The sequence below is a fragment of the Pseudomonas sp. HD6422 genome, assembly GCF_025377065.1.
In the GTDB taxonomy this organism is placed as follows: Bacteria; Pseudomonadota; Gammaproteobacteria; order Pseudomonadales; family Pseudomonadaceae; genus Aquipseudomonas; species Aquipseudomonas putida_U.
This window is the reverse complement of the sequence record NZ_JAHWIW010000005.1, coordinates 113,465-131,203: the sequence shown is the minus strand read 5'-3', so window position 1 is coordinate 131,203 and position 17,739 is coordinate 113,465. Positions and strand designations below refer to the sequence as shown.

The 17,739-nt window shown below is 64.6% G+C and carries 11 protein-coding genes; 8 read left to right on the top strand and 3 right to left on the bottom strand.

What is annotated here, in order from left to right; genetic code table 11:
• Positions 1-212 precede the first annotated feature (212 nt).
• Positions 213-1,850 carry a dihydrolipoyllysine-residue acetyltransferase gene (gene aceF / locus KY379_RS05200; RefSeq protein ID WP_261239367.1) on the bottom strand — a complete coding sequence of 546 codons (1,638 nt, stop codon included), beginning with the start codon at positions 1,848-1,850 and terminating at the stop codon, positions 213-215.
• 13 nt (positions 1,851-1,863) lie between these two features.
• On the bottom strand, positions 1,864-4,509 hold the full coding sequence (gene aceE / locus KY379_RS05195; protein ID WP_133327410.1) for a pyruvate dehydrogenase (acetyl-transferring), homodimeric type: 2,646 nt from the start codon (positions 4,507-4,509) through the stop codon (positions 1,864-1,866).
• A 383-nt stretch (positions 4,510-4,892) separates the two neighbouring features.
• Between aceE and glnE the strand changes: the two genes are divergently transcribed.
• The 8 genes from glnE (at position 4,893) to KY379_RS05155 (ending at position 14,932) form a co-directional block, all read left to right on the top strand.
• Positions 4,893-7,826, top strand: a complete 2,934-nt coding sequence (gene glnE, locus KY379_RS05190) for a bifunctional [glutamate--ammonia ligase]-adenylyl-L-tyrosine phosphorylase/[glutamate--ammonia-ligase] adenylyltransferase (protein ID WP_261239365.1) — start codon at positions 4,893-4,895, stop codon at positions 7,824-7,826.
• Positions 7,827-7,968: 142 nt separating this feature from the next.
• Complete coding sequence (gene waaF, locus KY379_RS05185) at positions 7,969-9,018, top strand: lipopolysaccharide heptosyltransferase II (protein WP_133327406.1); 1,050 nt, start codon at positions 7,969-7,971, stop codon at positions 9,016-9,018.
• Positions 9,019-10,080, top strand: a complete 1,062-nt coding sequence (gene waaC / locus KY379_RS05180) for a lipopolysaccharide heptosyltransferase I (protein ID WP_133327404.1) — start codon at positions 9,019-9,021, stop codon at positions 10,078-10,080.
• Entirely contained in the window at positions 10,080-11,204 is a 1,125-nt protein-coding gene (locus KY379_RS05175; RefSeq protein WP_133327402.1) for a glycosyltransferase family 4 protein, read from the top strand. The genes waaC and KY379_RS05175 overlap by 1 nt, the downstream gene beginning before the upstream one ends.
• The gene (gene rfaP / locus KY379_RS05170) at positions 11,201-12,007 is read left to right on the top strand and encodes a lipopolysaccharide core heptose(I) kinase RfaP (protein WP_133327400.1); all 807 of its coding nucleotides are present in this window, start codon (positions 11,201-11,203) and stop codon (positions 12,005-12,007) included. The genes KY379_RS05175 and rfaP overlap by 4 nt, the downstream gene beginning before the upstream one ends.
• The gene (locus KY379_RS05165; RefSeq protein WP_133327398.1) at positions 12,007-12,741 is read left to right on the top strand and encodes a lipopolysaccharide kinase InaA family protein; all 735 of its coding nucleotides are present in this window, start codon (positions 12,007-12,009) and stop codon (positions 12,739-12,741) included. The genes rfaP and KY379_RS05165 overlap by 1 nt, the downstream gene beginning before the upstream one ends.
• Entirely contained in the window at positions 12,738-13,490 is a 753-nt protein-coding gene (locus KY379_RS05160; protein ID WP_196172062.1) for a lipopolysaccharide kinase InaA family protein, read from the top strand. Before KY379_RS05165 ends, KY379_RS05160 begins: the two co-directional genes overlap by 4 nt.
• Positions 13,490-14,932, top strand: a complete 1,443-nt coding sequence (locus KY379_RS05155) for a lipopolysaccharide kinase InaA family protein (protein WP_261239364.1) — start codon at positions 13,490-13,492, stop codon at positions 14,930-14,932. The genes KY379_RS05160 and KY379_RS05155 overlap by 1 nt, the downstream gene beginning before the upstream one ends.
• On the opposite strand, the gene KY379_RS05150 is transcribed toward KY379_RS05155, so the two are convergent.
• Positions 14,893-17,712: a dermonecrotic toxin domain-containing protein gene (locus tag KY379_RS05150; protein ID WP_261239363.1), complete on the bottom strand. Its 2,820-nt coding sequence runs from the start codon at positions 17,710-17,712 to the stop codon at positions 14,893-14,895. The genes KY379_RS05155 and KY379_RS05150 overlap by 40 nt on opposite strands.
• Positions 17,713-17,739: the final 27 nt, after the last annotated feature.

Genomic DNA, 17,739 nt, shown 5'->3' with positions numbered 1-17,739 from the left:
GGGTATCAGTCAGGTTTTCGGCCGTTGGTCGAGAATCCTTAAGGCTGATTGGCGGGTGGAGGCTGAAAGGTGTTTGGCTGGGGATTTCAATCGCGCTGCAAATGTCTGGGCGAGCGGAAAAAAAAGCCCCGCCAGAGGGCGGGGTTGAGGTACGAGCGTGGCAGCTCGAAAAGGGTGCCTGCCTCCCCGCAGGGAGGCAGGTTGGCTGCCGGTTACAGCAGCATGGTGCGGATGTCGGTCAGCAGATCGCCCAGCCGCTTGGTGAAGCGTGCGGCGGCGGCGCCGTTGATCACGCGGTGATCGTAGGACAGCGACAGCGGCAGCATCAGCTTCGGCTGGAAGGCCTTGCCATCCCAGACCGGCTGCATGGTGGCCTTGGAAACGCCGAGGATCGCCACCTCCGGCGCGTTGACGATCGGCGTGAAGCCGGTGCCGCCAATGTGGCCGAGGCTGGAAATGGTGAAGCAGGCGCCCTGCATGTCGTCGGCCGACAGCTTCTTGGTGCGGGCCTTCTCGGCCAGGGCCGCGGCTTCGCCAGCCAGTTGCAGCAGGCTCTTCTGATCGACGTTCTTGATCACAGGGACCAGCAGACCATCCGGGGTGTCCACGGCAAAGCCGATGTGCACGTACTTCTTGCGGATGATCGCCTTGCCGCTTGGCGCCAACGAACTGTTGAAGTCCGGCAGTTCCTTGAGCAGGTGGGCACAAGCCTTGAGCAGCAGCGGCAGCACGGTCAGCTTGACGCCCGCCTTCTCGGCCACGGCCTTCTGCGCGACGCGGAAGGCTTCGAGCTCGGTGATGTCGGCCGAGTCGAACTGGGTGACGTGAGGCACGTTCAGCCAGCTGCGATGCAGGTTGGCAGCACCGACCTGCATCAGGCGGGTCAGGGCGACTTCTTCGACTTCGCCGAACTTGCTGAAGTCGACGGTCGGAATCGGCGGGATACCGGCACCACCGGTCGCGCCGGCGGCCGGGGCTTCCTTGGCCTTCTGCATGACCGATTTGACGTAGACCTGCACGTCTTCCTTGAGGATACGGCCGTGCGGGCCGGTTGCGGCGACCGCGCCCAGGTCGACACCGAATTCACGGGCCAGCTGGCGTACTGCCGGGCCGGCGTGAACCTTGGCGTTGCTGCCGGCCGCCGGAGCGGTGGCCGCTGGTGCTGGAGCAGCAGCCGGGGCGGCAGGAGCGGCCGGGGCTGCGGCCGGGGCCGCCTCGGACTTGGCCGGTGCAGCAGCCGGAGCCGGTGCGGCAGCAGGTGCTGCGCCGGCGACTTCCAGCTTGAGGATCAGGTCACCGGTGCCGACTTCGTCGTCCAGCTTGGCGATCACTTCCTTCACCACGCCAGCGGCGGGCGACGGGATTTCCATGGAGGCCTTGTCGGACTCCAGGGTGATCAGCGACTGATCGGCTTCGACGGTATCGCCGGCCTTGACCAGCACTTCGATGATCTTGGCCTTGCCCGACGAGCCGATGTCCGGCACGTGGATGTCCTGCACGCTGGCGGCAGCTGGTGCTGCGGCCGGAGCAGGAGCAGCAGCGGCTTCTGCGGCAGGCGCAGGTGTAGCAGCCGGTGCAGGCTCGGCAGCCGGAGCCTCGGGGGCCGCAGCAGCGGCGCCCTCGGCTTCCAGAACCAACAGCTCGTCGCCTTCTTTCAGACGGTCGCCCAGCTTGACCTTGAGTTCCTTGATGACGCCGGCCTTGGGGGCCGGGATCTCCATGGAGGCCTTGTCGGACTCCAGGGTCAGCAGGCTCTGGTCAGCCTCGATACGGTCACCGACCTTGACGAACAGCTCGATGATTTCACCTTCACCGCTGCCGATGTCAGGTACGCGAATGAGTTCGCTCACTTAAAGATACTCCTCAGCAGTCCAGTGGGTTGCGCTTGTCCGGGTCGATGCCGAACTTGACGATGGCGTCAGCCACAACCTTGGGTTCGATCTCGCCACGGTCAGCCAGGGCTTCCAGGGCAGCCAGCACCACGAAGTGGCGGTCGACTTCGAAGAAGTGACGCAGCTTCTTGCGGCTGTCGCTGCGGCCGTAGCCGTCGGTACCCAAGACCTTGAACTCTTTGCTCGGCACCCACTGGCGGATCTGCTCGGCGAACAGCTTCATGTAGTCGGTGGAGGCGATGACCGGACCTTTGCGACCGTTCAAGCACTGCTCGACGTAGGTCTGCTCTGGCTTCTGGCCAGGCTTGAGGCGGTTGGCGCGTTCCACGGCCAGGCCGTCGCGACGCAATTCGTTGAAGCTGGTGACGCTCCACACGTCGGCACCGACGTTGAACTCTTCACGCAGGATCTTCGCCGCTTCGCGGACCTCGCGCAGGATGGTGCCGGAGCCCATCAGCTGTACGTGGTGCGCGGCTTCGCGGGTGTCTTCTTCGAGCAGGTACATGCCCTTGATGATGCCTTCCTCAACACCGGCCGGCATGGCTGGCTGCTGGTAGGACTCGTTCATCACGGTGATGTAGTAGAAGATGTCCTGTTGCTCTTCGGTCATCTTCTTCATGCCGTCCTGGATGATCACCGCCAGCTCGTAGCCGTAGGTCGGATCATAGGTGCGGCAGTTCGGGATGGTGCCCGCCATCATGTGGCTGTGGCCGTCCTCGTGCTGCAGGCCTTCACCGTTGAGGGTGGTACGGCCGGCGGTACCGCCGATCAGGAAGCCACGGGTACGGCTGTCGCCAGCGGCCCAAGCCAGGTCGCCGATACGCTGGAAGCCGAACATCGAGTAGAAGATGTAGAACGGCAGCATCGGCTGGTTGTGGCAGCTGTACGAGGTGCCGGCAGCGATGAACGACGACATGGCGCCGGCTTCGTTGATGCCTTCCTCGAGGATCTGGCCCTTCTTGTCCTCGCGGTAGAACATCACCTGGTCCTTGTCGACCGGCTCGTAGAGCTGGCCCACGGACGAGTAGATGCCCAACTGGCGGAACATGCCTTCCATACCGAAGGTACGGGCTTCGTCCGGAATGATCGGAACGATGCGCTGGCCGATTTCCTTGTCCTTGACCAACTGCGCCAGGATGCGCACGAAGGCCATGGTGGTGGAGATTTCGCGGTCGCCCGAGCCATCCAGGATCGCCTTGAGCGTTTCCAGTGGCGGGGTCGGCACGCTGAAGCTCTTGGCGCGACGCTGCGGCACGAAGCCACCCAGGGCGCTGCGGCGCTCGGCCAGGTACTTGGCTTCGGCGGAGCCTTCTTCCGGGCGGAAGAACGGCAGATTTTCCAGGTCGGCATCCTTGACCGGGATGTCGAAGCGGTCACGGAAGTGACGCAGGCTGTCGACGTCGACCTTCTTGGTGTTGTGCGCGGTGTTCTTGGCTTCGCCGGCACCGGTACCGTAACCCTTGATGGTCTTGGCCAGGATGACGGTCGGCTGATCCTTGTGGTTCACAGCCTGGTGATAAGCCGCGTAGACCTTGTACGGGTCGTGGCCGCCACGGTTGAGCTTCCAGATCTCGTCGTCGGACAGGTCTTCGACCATGGCCTTGAGCTCTGGGGTGTTGAAGAAGTGCTCACGGACGTACGCACCGTCCTTGGCCTTGTAGTTCTGGTATTCGCCGTCGATGACTTCGTCCATGCGACGCTGCAGGGCGCCGTTGGTGTCCTTGGCGAACAGTGGGTCCCAGAAGCGGCCCCAGACGACCTTGTTGACATTCCAGCCACCGCCACGGAACACGCCTTCGAGTTCCTGGATGATCTTGCCGTTGCCGCGTACCGGGCCGTCGAGGCGCTGCAGGTTGCAGTTGATGACGAAGATCAGGTTGTCCAGCTTCTCGCGGCCGGCCAGGGCGATCGCGCCCAGGGATTCCGGCTCGTCGCACTCGCCGTCGCCCATGAAGCACCAGACCTTCTGCTTGCCGGCCGGGATGAAGCCACGGGCTTCGAGGTACTTCATGAAACGGGCCTGGTAGATCGCCTGGATCGGGCCCAGACCCATGGAAACGGTCGGGAACTGCCAGAAGTCAGGCATCAGCCAAGGGTGTGGGTACGACGACAGGCCGTTGCCGTCCACTTCCTGACGGAAGTTGTTCATCTGGTCTTCGCTGATGCGGCCTTCCATGAAGGCACGAGCGTAGACGCCAGGCGAGGCGTGGCCCTGGAAGAAGATCAGGTCGCCGCCGTGTTCTTCGGTCGGCGCCTGGAAGAAGTAGTTGAAGCCGATGTCGTACAGGGTGGCACTGGAGGCGAAGCTGGAAATGTGTCCGCCCAGGTCCGAGTCTTTCAGGTTGGTGCGCATGACCATGGCCAGGGCGTTCCAACGTACCATCGAGCGAATGCGGCGTTCCATGAACAGGTCGCCAGGCATGCGTGCTTCGTGGGTGACAGGGATGGTGTTGCGGTACGGCGTGGTGATGGCATACGGCAGCTGCGAGCCACTGCGGGTGGCCAGCTCGCCCATACGGGTCATCAGGTAATGAGCGCGGTCTTCGCCTTCTTTGTCGAGGACCGACTCCAGGGCATCCAGCCATTCCTGGGTTTCGATTGGATCGAGGTCTTGCATGGCTTGCTCCAGGGCGGAAAGGCCACCAGAATCGGGGGCCTGAGTTTGCGACTGGCCTTATGGGCAGACGTCGTGAATTCTTGGATTACCGGGGTGTGATCCGGCGCCGTGTAGTTTTACTACAAATGCTTTCGCATTTCATGCTTTTACCCTGTTGGGGTAGTAGTAAAACTACAGAAATGCGACGTTCGGTCGCACCTTGGCTTGTGAGGAAAAACGTTCATGTTGGTTGGCGTTGTGTTGCGAACGGGTGATTCTTGATGTTTCTTGCCAATGTTTCGTTTTTTTCAGCTATTTCCAACTTTTGTACGACACTCCAACCGTGGTCGAGCATCCCCTTGGCCGCTTCCACCCCTCACTTTCTCGCCGATCAAGGATAGTCCATGCGCCTGCCTTTGCCGCTCGATCTGCCCGCTACCCTGCAACCGCTGGTCGCCCGTAACCAGCAGTTCCTGCACGACGCCGTGGCTGCCCATCCAGAAATCGATCTGAAGACTTGGAGCCCTGTGCACCGGCAACAGTTCGATCAGGTCGCCGCGGCCAGCGAGTTCGTGCTCGACCAGGCCCAGCGCGAACCGGCACAGCTCTGCGCGTTGCTGGCCAGTGGCGAGCTCGACCGCCGCTATGCCCCCGGCGAACTGCGCGGACACGTTGCCCAAGCGGCCCAGGCGGCGCAGAGCGAAGACGAGCTGGCGCGCAACCTGCGACGTGAGCGCAATCGCCAGCAGCTACGGATCATCTGGCGCGACATCACCCGCCAGGCCGAGCTGGGTGAAACCTGCCAGGACCTTTCCGATCTCGCCGATGCCGCCATCGACGAGGCCTATCAATGGCTGTACCCGCGTCATTGCCAGCAGTTCGGCACGCCGATCGGCAATCGCAGCGGCCTGCCCCAGCACATGGTGGTGCTGGGCATGGGCAAGCTGGGCGCAGTGGAATTGAACCTGTCATCCGACATCGACCTCATCTTCGCCTTTCCCGAGGGCGGCGAAACCGAAGGGGTCAAGCGTTCGCTGGATAACCAGGAGTTCTTCACCCGGCTGGGCCAGCGTCTGATCAAGGCACTGGACCCCGTCACCGTCGACGGCTTCGTGTTCCGCGTCGACATGCGCTTGCGCCCCTACGGCTCGTCCGGCGCCCTGGTGCTCAGCTTCAATGCGCTGGAGCACTATTACCAGGATCAGGGCCGCGACTGGGAACGCTACGCGATGATCAAGGCGCGGGTGGTCGCCGGCGATCAGGCCAGTGGCGCGCAACTGCTGGAGATGTTGCGCCCGTTCGTCTACCGGCGTTATCTGGACTTCTCCGCGATCGAGGCGCTGCGCACCATGAAGCACCTGATCCAGCAAGAGGTGCGGCGCAAGGGCATGGCCGACAACATCAAGCTCGGCGCTGGGGGTATCCGTGAGGTCGAGTTCATCGCTCAGGCTTTTCAGTTGATCCACGGCGGGCGTGACCTGAGCCTGCAGCAGCGGCCTTTGCTCAAGGTCCTGGCCACCCTGGAAGGCCAGGGCTACCTGCCCCCTGCGGTGGTGCAGGAACTGCGCGAAGGGTATGAGTTCCTGCGCTATACCGAGCATGCCATCCAGGCCATCGCCGACCGCCAGACGCAGATGCTGCCCGAGGGCGAAACCGATCGGGCGCGGGTCGCGTACATCCTCGGCTTCACCGATTGGCAGACCTTCCATGACCAACTGATGCATTGGCGTGGTCGGGTTGACTGGCATTTCCGCCAGGTCATCGCCGACCCGGACGAAGAGGAACGCGAGGGCGAGCTGGTGGTGGGTGGCGAATGGTCGCCGCTGTGGGAGCAGGCCCAGGATGAGGATGCGGCCGGTCGTCAGCTCGAAGAAGCCGGCTTCCGCCAGCCGGCCGAGGCCCTGCGGCGTTTGGCCGGCCTGCGCGCCAGCCCGCAGCTGCGCTCGATGCAACGCATTGGTCGTGAGCGTCTGGATGCCTTCATTCCCCGACTGCTGGCCCAGGCCGTCGAGCACGACAACCCGGATCTGGTCCTGGAGCGTGTGCTGCCGCTGGTCGAAGCGGTGGCACGGCGTTCGGCCTATCTGGTGCTGCTCACCGAGAACCCGGGCGCTTTGCGCCAACTGCTGACCCTGTGTGCGGCGAGCCCATGGATCGCCGAACAGATCGCCCGTTACCCGCTGTTGCTCGACGAGTTGCTCAACGAAGGACGTTTGTTCAGCCCGCCATTGGCCCCGGAACTGGCCGCCGAGCTGCGTGAGCGCTTGACGCGCATTCCTGAGGACGACCTCGAACAGCAGATGGAAGCCCTGCGCCATTTCAAGCTCGCTCATAGCCTGCGCGTGGCCGCTTCGGAGATCAGCGGCAACCTGCCCTTGATGAAGGTCAGTGACTACCTGACCTGGCTCGCCGAAGCCATCCTCGACCAGGTACTGGCCCTGGCCTGGCGCCAGACCGTTGCCCGCCACGGTCAGCCCAAACGCAGCGATGGCAGTCTGTGCGACCCGGGCTTCATCATCATCGGCTATGGCAAGGTGGGCGGGTTGGAGCTGGGCCACGGTTCGGACCTGGACCTGGTGTTCATCCATGATGGCGACCCACAGGCCGAGACCGATGGCGCCAAGCCCATCGACAGCGCGCAGTTCTTCACCCGTCTGGGGCAACGCATCATCCACCTGCTGACCACCCAGACCAACTCCGGCCAGCTCTACGACGTCGACATGCGCCTGCGCCCTTCCGGTGCTTCGGGGCTGCTGGTCAGTTCGCTGGGGGCGTTCGAGCGCTACCAGCAGAACGAGGCCTGGACCTGGGAGCACCAGGCCCTGGTGCGGGCCCGGGTGCTGGTCGGCTGCAAGCAGGTGGCGGCGGCTTTCGAAGGCGTGCGCGCCAAGGTGTTGGGCCGCGCACGCGACCTGGTCGGGCTGCGCACCGAGGTGAGCGAGATGCGCGCCAAGATGCGCGACAACCTCGGGACCAAAGCGACCGCCGCCGGCACTGCCGGCAACGCCTTCGATGCCGGGATGCCCTTCGATATCAAGCAGGATGCCGGCGGTATCGTCGATATCGAATTTATGGTGCAATACGCCGCCTTGGCCTGGTCCCACGACCACCCTGCCATCCTGCGCTGGACCGATAACATCCGGATCCTCGAGGAACTCGAGCAGGCAGGCCTGATGCCGGCCAGCGACGCAGTCCTGTTGCGCGAGGTGTACAAGGCGTTCCGTTCGGCGTCGCACCGTCAGGCTTTGCAGAAGCAGGCCGGGGTGATCGATGCGGCGCAGTTCGCCGCTGAGCGCCGCGAAGTGAGGCGGATCTGGGGAGAACTCGGGTTGGCCTGATAGCGAGCTCGTCCGCGGATGGGCCCTGGTGAACAGCTTCAGACCCTGAGTGTTACACTGTCCGCCACATAGCCTGAATATATAGAGGGGAGGCCAGGCTGTAATGCAGCCTGCAGCCTCCCCGACCGTTTCTGGACCAAGCATGAGAATACTGATCATTGGCCCCAGCTGGGTCGGCGACATGGTGATGGCGCAGACCCTGTTCCAGTGCCTGAAACAGCAGCACCCCGACTGCGTGATCGACGTCCTGGCTCCCGAGTGGAGCCGGCCGATCCTCGAGCGCATGCCCGAGGTGCGCCAAGCCCTGAGCTTTCCGCTCGGCCACGGTGCGCTGGAGCTGGCCACGCGGCGGCGCATCGGCAAATCCCTGGCCGGCCAGTACGACCAGGCCATCCTGCTGCCCAACTCGCTCAAGTCGGCGCTGGTGCCGTTCTTCGCCGGTATCCCCAAGCGCACCGGCTGGCGCGGTGAAATGCGCTTCGGCCTGCTCAACGACGTACGCAAGCTGGACAAGGCCCGCTACCCGCTGATGATCGAGCGTTTCATGGCCCTGGCCTACGCGCCGGATGCCGAACTGCCGCAACCCTACCCGCGTCCGAGCCTGCGCATCGAGCCGCAGAGCCGCGATGCCGCCCTGGCCAAGTTTGGTCTGGAGCTGGACCGGCCGGTGCTGGCGCTGTGCCCGGGAGCCGAGTTCGGCGAGGCCAAGCGCTGGCCGGCCGAGCACTACGCCGAGGTGGCCGATGCCCTGATTCGCCAGGGCTGGCAGGTGTGGTTGTTCGGCTCGAAGAACGACCATCCGGTCGGCGAGCAGATCCGCGACCGGTTGATCCCAGGGTTGCGTGAAGAGTCCTGTAACCTGGCCGGCGAGACCTCGCTGGCCGAGGCCATCGACCTGATGTCCTGCGCCGCTGCCGTGGTGAGCAACGACTCCGGCCTGATGCACGTGGCCGCCGCGCTCAACAGGCCGCTGGTGGCGGTCTACGGGTCGACCTCGCCGGGCTTCACCCCGCCGCTGGCCGAGCAGGTCGAGGTCGTACGCACCGGCATCGAGTGCAGCCCGTGTTTCGACCGCACCTGCCGGTTCGGCCACTACAACTGCCTGCGCCTGCTCGACCCGGGCATGGTCATCGCCGCGCTCACGCGCCTGAGCGGGCCGGAGTTGATCGATACCGTGACCGAGGTCGACTAAGTGCGGGTACTGATCATCAAGACCTCGTCGCTGGGCGACGTCATTCACACCCTGCCGGCCCTTACCGATGCGGCCCACGCGATTCCCGGGATCCGCTTCGACTGGGTGGTGGAAGAAGGCTTCGCCGAAATCCCCAGCTGGCACCCGGCGGTCGATCAGGTCATTCCGGTGGCGATCCGTCGTTGGCGCAAGAACCTCTGGCAGACCTTCAAGAGCGGCGAGTGGAAAGCGTTCAAGCAGCGTCTGCGCGAGCGTAAGTACGACCTGGTGATCGATGCCCAGGGCCTGGTCAAATCAGCCTGGCTGACCCGCTACGTCAAGGCACCGGTGGCCGGCCTGGATCGCTATTCGGCCCGCGAAGGCTGGGCCAGCCGCTTCTATGATCGGCGCCTGTCGGTCGCGGTCGGGCAACATGCCGTGGAGCGCGTGCGTCAGCTGTTCGCCATGGCCCTGGCCTACGACCTGCCCGAGGGTCTGGGCAACTACGGGCTCGACCTCGACCGCCTGCAACTGCCGCCCGCCGCGCCCTACGTGGTGTTCCTGCATGGCACTACCTGGGCCACCAAGCACTGGCCCGAGGCCTATTGGCGCGAACTGGCCGAACGCATGGGTCGGCGCAAGCTGCAGGTGTGCCTGCCGTGGGGCAACCCGGCCGAGAAGGCCCGGGCCGAGCGTATCGCCCAAGGCTTGAACAACTGCCAGGTACTCCCCAAATTGAACCTGGCCGGGGTGGCCCGCGTGTTAGCCGCAGCCAAGGCTTGCGTGGCCGTGGATACCGGGCTGGGCCACCTGGCCGCGGCGCTCGACGTGCCGACCATTTCCCTGTTCGGCCCGACCAATCCAGGCCTGACCGGGGCCTATGGCCGCACGCAGATCCACCAGGCCAGCGACTGGCCGCCTTGCGCCCCTTGCCTGCAAAAGAAATGCACTTATAAACCGAGCGCCGACGACCTGCGCCGGTTCGATATCAAACGCGAGTGGCCGTTGTGCTTCACTCGCCTGAATCCCGAGCATGTGGCGAGCCGCCTGAGCGCGCTGCTGCTGGCTGAGGATGTTCGTTGATGCAACTGGCTTTCGTGCTTTACAAATATTTCCCCTTCGGTGGCCTGCAGCGCGATTTCATGCGTATTGCCCTGGAGTGCCAGAAGCGTGGCCATCAGATCCGCGTGTATACGCTGATCTGGGAGGGCGACGTGCCGCCGGGCTTCGAGGTGCTGGTGGCGCCGGTCAAGGCGTTGTTCAACCACCGCCGCAACGAAAAGCTCAGTGCCTGGATGGCTGCCGACTTGGCCAAGCGCCCGGTCGACCGACTGATCGGCTTCAACAAGATGCCTGGGCTGGACGTGTACTACGCCGCCGACGGTTGCTTCGAGGACAAGGCCCAGACCCTGCGCGGCGGTCTGTACCGCCGTTGGGGCCGCTACCGGCACTTCGCCGAGTACGAGCGCGCCGTGTTCGCCAAGGATGCTCACACCGAGGTGCTGATGATTTCCGAGGTGCAGCAACCGCTGTTCATCAAGCACTACGGCACCCCGGTGGAGCGCTTTCACCTGCTGCCGCCGGGCATTTCCCAGGACCGCCGCGCGCCGGCCAACGCCGCCGAGATCCGTGCCGAGTTCCGCAAGGAGTTCGGCCTCGGCGATGACGACCTGCTGTTGGTGCAGATCGGCTCGGGATTCAAGACCAAAGGCGTCGACCGCAGCCTCAAGGCCCTGGCCGCCCTGCCTTCGGCCCTGCGCAAGCGTACCCGGTTGATGGTCATCGGCCAGGACGATCCCAAGGTGTTCCAGCTGCAGAGCGCTACCCTGGGCTTGGGCGAGCAGGTGCAGTTCCTCAAGGGGCGCAGCGATATCCCACGCTTCCTGCTCGGTGCCGATCTGCTGATCCACCCGGCCTACAACGAAAACACCGGTACCGTGCTGCTCGAAGCCCTGGTGGCCGGGTTGCCGGTGCTGGTGTCGAAGGTGTGCGGCTACGCCCACTACATCGCCGAGGCCGACAGCGGCCTGGTGCTGGACGAGCCGTTCGAGCAAGAGCAGCTCAATGATTACCTGCAACGCATGCTCGAAGACCCGCAAGCCCGTGCCGACTGGGCGCGCAACGGCCTGGCGTTCGCCGACACCGCCGACCTCTACAGCATGCCGCAGCATGCCGCCGACGTGATCCTCGGGAAGGTGAGCGCATGAAGCTGATCCTGGCCGAGCCATTCAAGCGCCTGTGGGCCAAACGCGATGCCTTCGAGGCGGTCGAGGCCCTGCAGGGCGAGGTGTACCGCGAGCTGGAAGGGCGCCGCACGTTGCGCACCGAGGTCGACGGTAAAGGCTACTTCGTGAAGATCCACCGTGGCATCGGTTGGGGCGAGATCTTCAAGAACCTGTTCACTGCCAAGCTGCCGGTACTCGGTGCCGGCCAGGAATGGCGGGCCATCCAGCGTCTGCACGAAGTGGGCGTACCGACCATGACCGCGGTGGCCTATGGCGAGCGCGGCAGTGATCCGGCTCGGCAGCACTCGTTCATCGTCACCGAAGAGCTGGCGCCGACCATCAGCCTGGAGGACTACAGCCTCGACTGGGTCAGGCAGCCACCCGCGCCTCGCCTGAAATGGGCGCTGATCGCCGAAGTGGCGAAAATGACCGGCGGCATGCACCGCGCCGGGGTCAACCACCGCGATTGCTACATCTGCCATTTCCTGCTGCACACCGATCGTCCGGTGACGCCGGAAGACTTCAAGCTGTCGGTGATCGACCTGCATCGTGCCCAGACCCGGGCGACAATCAGCCGCCGTTGGCGGGACAAGGACCTGGCCGCACTGTACTTCTCGGCGCTGGACATCGGTCTGACACGGCGGGACAAACTGCGCTTTTTGCGCGGCTACTTCCAGCGTCCACTGCGCCAGGTGCTCGCCGACGAAGCGGCACTGCTCGCCTGGCTCGAACGCAAGGCGCAGAAACTCTACGATCGCAAGCAACGCTATGGGGATGCACTCTGATGGCGGGTTGGACACTGGCGCCGGGTTACGAACATCTGGCGGCGGACTTCGGTAGCCTCGACGCGGTATTCGCCGTCGAGGGCGAACGCCTGACGCGCGACCCGCTGAGCGAGGTCGTGCGGGTCGAGCGGGACGGGGTCAATTATTACGTCAAGCGCTACACCGGCGCTGGCAAGCACATGCGCCGTTACCTGGGCCGGCCGCGGATCAAAGCCGAATGGCAGAACCTCAAGCAGTTCGCCAAATGGCAGATCCCCACTGCCGAAGTGGTAGCCTGGGGCCTGGAGCGCAACGGCCTGGCATTCGGCCGCGGGGCCATGGTCACCCGCGAACTGCCACGCACCGAAGACCTGCAAGAGCTGGCCAAGCGCAACGATCCGCGCCTGGCCGACCGCCATTGGGTCGACCATGTCAGCCGCCAATTGGCACGGCACACCCGGGTCATGCATGAGCACCGTTTCGCCCACAACGACTTGAAGTGGCGCAACCTGCTGGTCGACGACCAGGGCACGCTGTTCTTCATCGACTGCCCCACCGGCGACTTCTGGCGGGGATTCATGTGGCGCCACCGCCTGATCAAGGATCTGGCGTGCCTGGACAAGGTCGCCAAATACCACCTGTCGGCGACCCAGCGCCTGCGTTTCTATCTGCAGTACCGCCAGCACCAGCGTCTCGATGCCCGTGACAAGCGGCGTATCCGCCAGGTGCTGGGTTTCTTCGAGGGAAGGGAATGACCGATTACCTGGCCAGCGCCGACCTCGCGCTGCTGCAGCGCCATGGCCTGAACGACTTCGAGGCGTTATGGGCGCTGCAACTGGACGCCGTGGACGAACCCAACACCGGGCGTGGCGGTTGGAGCCAGGTGTTTCGCATGGAACTCGAAGGCAAGGGATATTACCTCAAGCGCCAGGCCAACTACCTGACTCGAACCCTGCACCGTCCCTTCGGCGAGCCGACGTTCGCCCGCGAGTTCCGCAACATCAGCCGTTACCAGAAGCTCGCGATCCCGGCTTTGCAGGCGGTGTTCTATGGCGAGCGCAAGGAGGGCGGCGAGCACCGGGCGATCCTCATGACCCGCGCCCTGGATGGCTGGAGCGATCTGGACAGCCTGCTCAGGCAATGGCCGCAGTTCGATGCACCGACCCGCAACGCCATCCTGGTCGCCTGTGGCGGACTCGCCCGCACCCTGCACGCGGCCGGCCAGGTACACGGCTGCTTCTACCCCAAGCACATTTTTCTGCGTCAGCGCCGCGAGGGCTGGGACGCGCAACTGATCGACCTGGAAAAGACCCGACCGCTGCTGTTCGGCAAGCGTGACCGGCTCAAGGACCTGGAACCCCTGCTGCGCCGCGCCCGCGCCTGGAGCGAGGCGGATGTGCGCACGCTGTTGGCCGCCTACCTGGCGCAACCGGCCGAGAGCGCCCAGGTGGGCGCCTGGCTGCAACGCCTGACGCAACGCCGTCGTGAAAAAGAGGCCCGCTGATGCGTTTGTCTGAACTCAAGGATTTGGGCCGCAGCCCGGCGCTGCCGCTGTCCGTCACCCTCGCCGATGCCGCTGGCGACAGCGATCTGCAACTGCTCAGCCTGCTGCGTGTGTTGCCTGGTCAGCGCTACGTCGGTGCCGGGATCTGGCGTGGCACGCCAGTGCTGGCCAAGTTGCTGGTCGGCGGCAGTGCCCCGCGGCACTTCCAGCGCGAACTCGAAGGTGTGAAGCTGCTCGCTGAAGAAGGCCTGACCACGCCGACGTTGTTGGCCGATGGGCTCAAGGAGGGCGAGGGTGGTTGGTTGCTGTTCGAGTTTCTCGACGGCGCCCAGAGCCTGGCCGATGCCTGGGCCGAGGTAGAGCGCCAGCCGGTGCTGTCCGACGCCCAGCACCTGGTACTGGGCGAGGCCCTCACCGCCGTAGCGCAGATGCACGCCAAGGGCCTGTGGCAGGAAGACCTGCACCTGGACAACCTGTTGCGTCATGGCGGCAAGCTGTACCTGATCGACGGCGCCGGCATCCGCGCCGAGACCCCTGGTCAGCAGTTGTCGCGCCCGCGTGTGCTGGAGAACCTTGGCGTCTTCTTCGCCCAGTTGCCTAAGCGCCTGGAGCCTTTCATCGAAGAGTTGCTGGTGCATTACCTGTTGGCCAACGCCGAGCATGCTTTGCCCTTGGAAGCCCTGCAGAAGCAGGTGGACAAGGTCCGCAGCTGGCGGCAGAAGGATTACCTGGAAAAAGCTGGCCGCGAATGCACGCTGTTCAGCGTGCAGCGCAGCTTGTCCGGCCTGCGCGCCATCGTGCGCGACGAGGTCGAGGCCATGTTGCCGGTGCTGGAGCAGGCCGATACCCTGATCGACAGCGGCCACCTGTACAAGACCGGTGGCGCGGCCAGTGTCGCACGCATCGAAGTCGACGGGCGCCCGCTGGTGCTCAAGCGCTACAACATCAAGAACACCGCTCATTGGTTCAAGCGCTTCTGGCGCCCGAGCCGGGCCTGGCATTCGTGGATCGAAGGCCACCGCCTGGCGTTCCTCGACATTGCCACGCCACGCCCGTTGGCGGTGCTGGAGCAGCGTGTGCTGGGATTGCGCAGCCGCGCCTACCTGGTCACCGAGTACCTCGATGGCCCCGACCTGGCGGCCTGCTTCGCGCCCTACGTGGACAACGGCGAGGCGCCCGAGGAGCAGGTCGACGCTCTGGTCCGGTTGATGCGCCAGCTGATCCGTGAACGCATCAGCCACGGCGATTTCAAGGGCCACAACCTGTTCTGGGTGGACGGGCAATGGTCGCTGATCGACCTGGATGCCATGTGCCAGCATGCGACCCAGCTGAGCTTCGCCCCGGCCTATGCCCGCGACCGGGCGCGGCTGCTGCGCAACTGGCCAGCGAGCAGCGCCTTGCATCAGCGGCTTGACCGACTGCTGCCACGGTTGTCGGAATAGCCGGCCGGTAGCGCCAGCCAGTCGCTACTGCGTCCTGGCTGGCGCACGCGGATTCGCCATTGCTCATCCTGCCAGCGAAGGATTGCCCAGGCCGGACCACGACGATTGGGTTGGCCTGGGATCAGCAGGTGGTAATGGTGTTCGAGCAGGTGAGCGCGCAAGGGTAGGGCATGGCCGCCAGCGCGCAGGTGCAGCTTGTCGTTACTGCGGTAGACACCGGGTGTGGAGGGTTCGGCTTCGCCCTGCGGTACCTCCTCCAGACGACAACCGTCCAGCAGCGCCGCAAGGTCCGGCAGGCCTTCGTACCACAGGACCGGTGAGTCGACGACCCATTCACCATCTTCGCGGCGTTTGACCGCCACCTTGGTGTAGGCATCGACCTGTTGTGGGTCGACGGCGCGCCAGCGGTAGCCATCGAACGCTACCTGGTAGTAGAACCCGGTGTTGTCCTGGATGTAGTAGTGGGTCAGGCCTGGGTAGGTCGACGGCTTTTCGAATACCCCTTCGCCATGGATGCCATCGATGCGGTAGCGCAGTTTGGCGGGATCGGGTTGGACCTTGTAGCTCGGCGGCAGCATCACCGGTGGTGTCGGTGGCATGGCGCGGATCGCCCGGCGCACCACGGTTGAGCCGCTGATGCTGTTCAGGCCGTCGCCGGCGTGAGTGAACATCTCGACCAGATGGGCCAAGGCGCCGATCCGGTCATCCTCGTCCAGCGCCTGTACGCTATCCAGCGCGGAGATGGCTGCCCGGCCAAAGGCCAGGGGCGTCAGGGCGCGGTTGGGCAATATCAGGCTGACGATGTCGAGGATGACCCACAGCGCCCGCAGGCTGGCATGGCCCAGCAGTTCCAGGCGGGTGTTGGTACTGGCATCCACGGCCGCGATGACCGCACGCACTTCGGCCAGGTAACAGGCGTGCAGGAAGTTGCCGGTAATTTCCGGGGTGGTCAGTTCCCGTCCCAATCGCCCTTTGGTCAACAGGGTTTGCAGTGTGCTGCGCTTGGCCATGGGCAGGCGTTCGATCACGTAGTCGCGAAAGGCTGGCTTGTCGCGCAGCGAGCGTAGCAATTCGCGAACCGAGGCATATTCGCGCCAAGGCTTGCGGTCGGGCGCATCAGGGGCATACAGAAGGAAACGCTTGACCGTCGGCGTGTCGGTCGTGATCAGCAGAACGCCCTGAAGCGTCTGGTTGCTGATCAGCATTTGCCGCACCTGGATGCGGTTTTCCTGCACAAGGGGCCGCCATTGGCTGTCCGGAAAGTTCATGATCGCCCTGGCCCAGCGATAGCCGATTTGCCCAGGGCTGTACTTGAAGTGTCCGGCATAACGGCCTTTGGCTGCTTCGGCGTGCATGCGCGCGCGGTTGATGTTGGCATGCGCTTGCTGGCGCCACCGACCGGCAGCGGAGTCGATCAGGTGGGTGCGCAGAAAACGTGGATAGCTCGCCCCAGTATCCAGTTCGCGCACCAGCTTCTTCGCCTGTGCCGCGCTGAGCTCGGGCAACGCGCTGCCGTCTGCCTGGTGAACACGTGCGGTCAGCCAGTAGTCCACGTCCAGCCAGGCGACGTTGAGCAATGCCAGTTGTTCCAGGCTGTAGGTGCGAGGTACGAGCTCGACCGTCCCACCCACCCGATCACGGCTGGCCACAGGCACGTAGCTGTTCGGCAGCGAGGGATGGAGTACCGGTCCGACCTGGCGCGCCATGGTCACGCTGATCAGCACGTGACGGGGGTCGATGTCGAGCAGGTGCTGCTGGCGTAACGCCTGGCGTAGGCGTTCTCGGGTCCATACCTGCAAGCTATTTTGCTCGAGAAACTCGTGGTGGCGGGGAATACCCGGTGCAGCGGCCCGCTCGATGCTGATCACCAGTTCCTGGATGGTCTGCATGATATGCGTCAGAGCCTGCGGCGAGGCGCGCTTGAGCCAGGCGGGCGAGTGCTTTTCCAGCAGCAGAGCGTAACGTGTGGGCAATACCGCCCTGCTGGTGGTGGCCTCGAGCAGGTCTGCGGCGCGGCGCAGGCGTGCAGCGAATTCCTCCTGGGCGCTCGTCTGTGCTGGCTCGGGGTGGATCTGCCAGCAGTCGGCCAGGCGCCTTTGCTGGGCATCGAGCAGGTCTTGAACCTGCGACTGCAGCAAGTCATCGGTCAGCCAGTCATAGCGCAGGCGTTCGGCATTGTGCGCACAGCTCTGATCGTCGGTACGGACGAACAGCCGTAGCAAGGGCAGGCTTTGCAGTGGGTCGTCGAGCCGCTCGCAGAGCTCCCGGTGCAGTGCCGACAGGTCGCTGAACGCTTCGATACCGTGGGAGAGGCTGCACAGCAAGGCTCGGCCGCGGGCCTGGCCGTGGTTCAGCAACTGACCGGGCGGGCCGCCTTCCACGATCACCACTACACCGGGTATATGGCCCCGCCAATTGGGGCGGGTGATATCCAGCAAGGGTCGGTACAGTTGTGAGCGTGTCGCGGCGGGCAGTACTTGCCGCTGCCAGGACAGCGGTTTGTCCAGACAGGTTTCGAGTAGTTGGGCATGAGCAGGTTCGAGTGTCTGGTCGGCCATGCGCAGCTCGATCTCGGCGCGCAATTGCTGGCCCCGCAGCTGGATCAGGCGCGCTTTGCGGTTTTCGCCGGTGCTGTCCGGCGCATTCCAGTAATCGGCCAGGTCACCGAAGAAGCGTTGCCGGGCCTGCCAGGAGGGCAGCGCGCGGTCGTGTTCCGGAAAGCCGGAGAGCAGTTGGATGATGGGGGCGTCCAGGGACTTGAGACGCTGCAAGGGGGTCATGGGCATGCTCCTGTTGGGCGGGCCAGG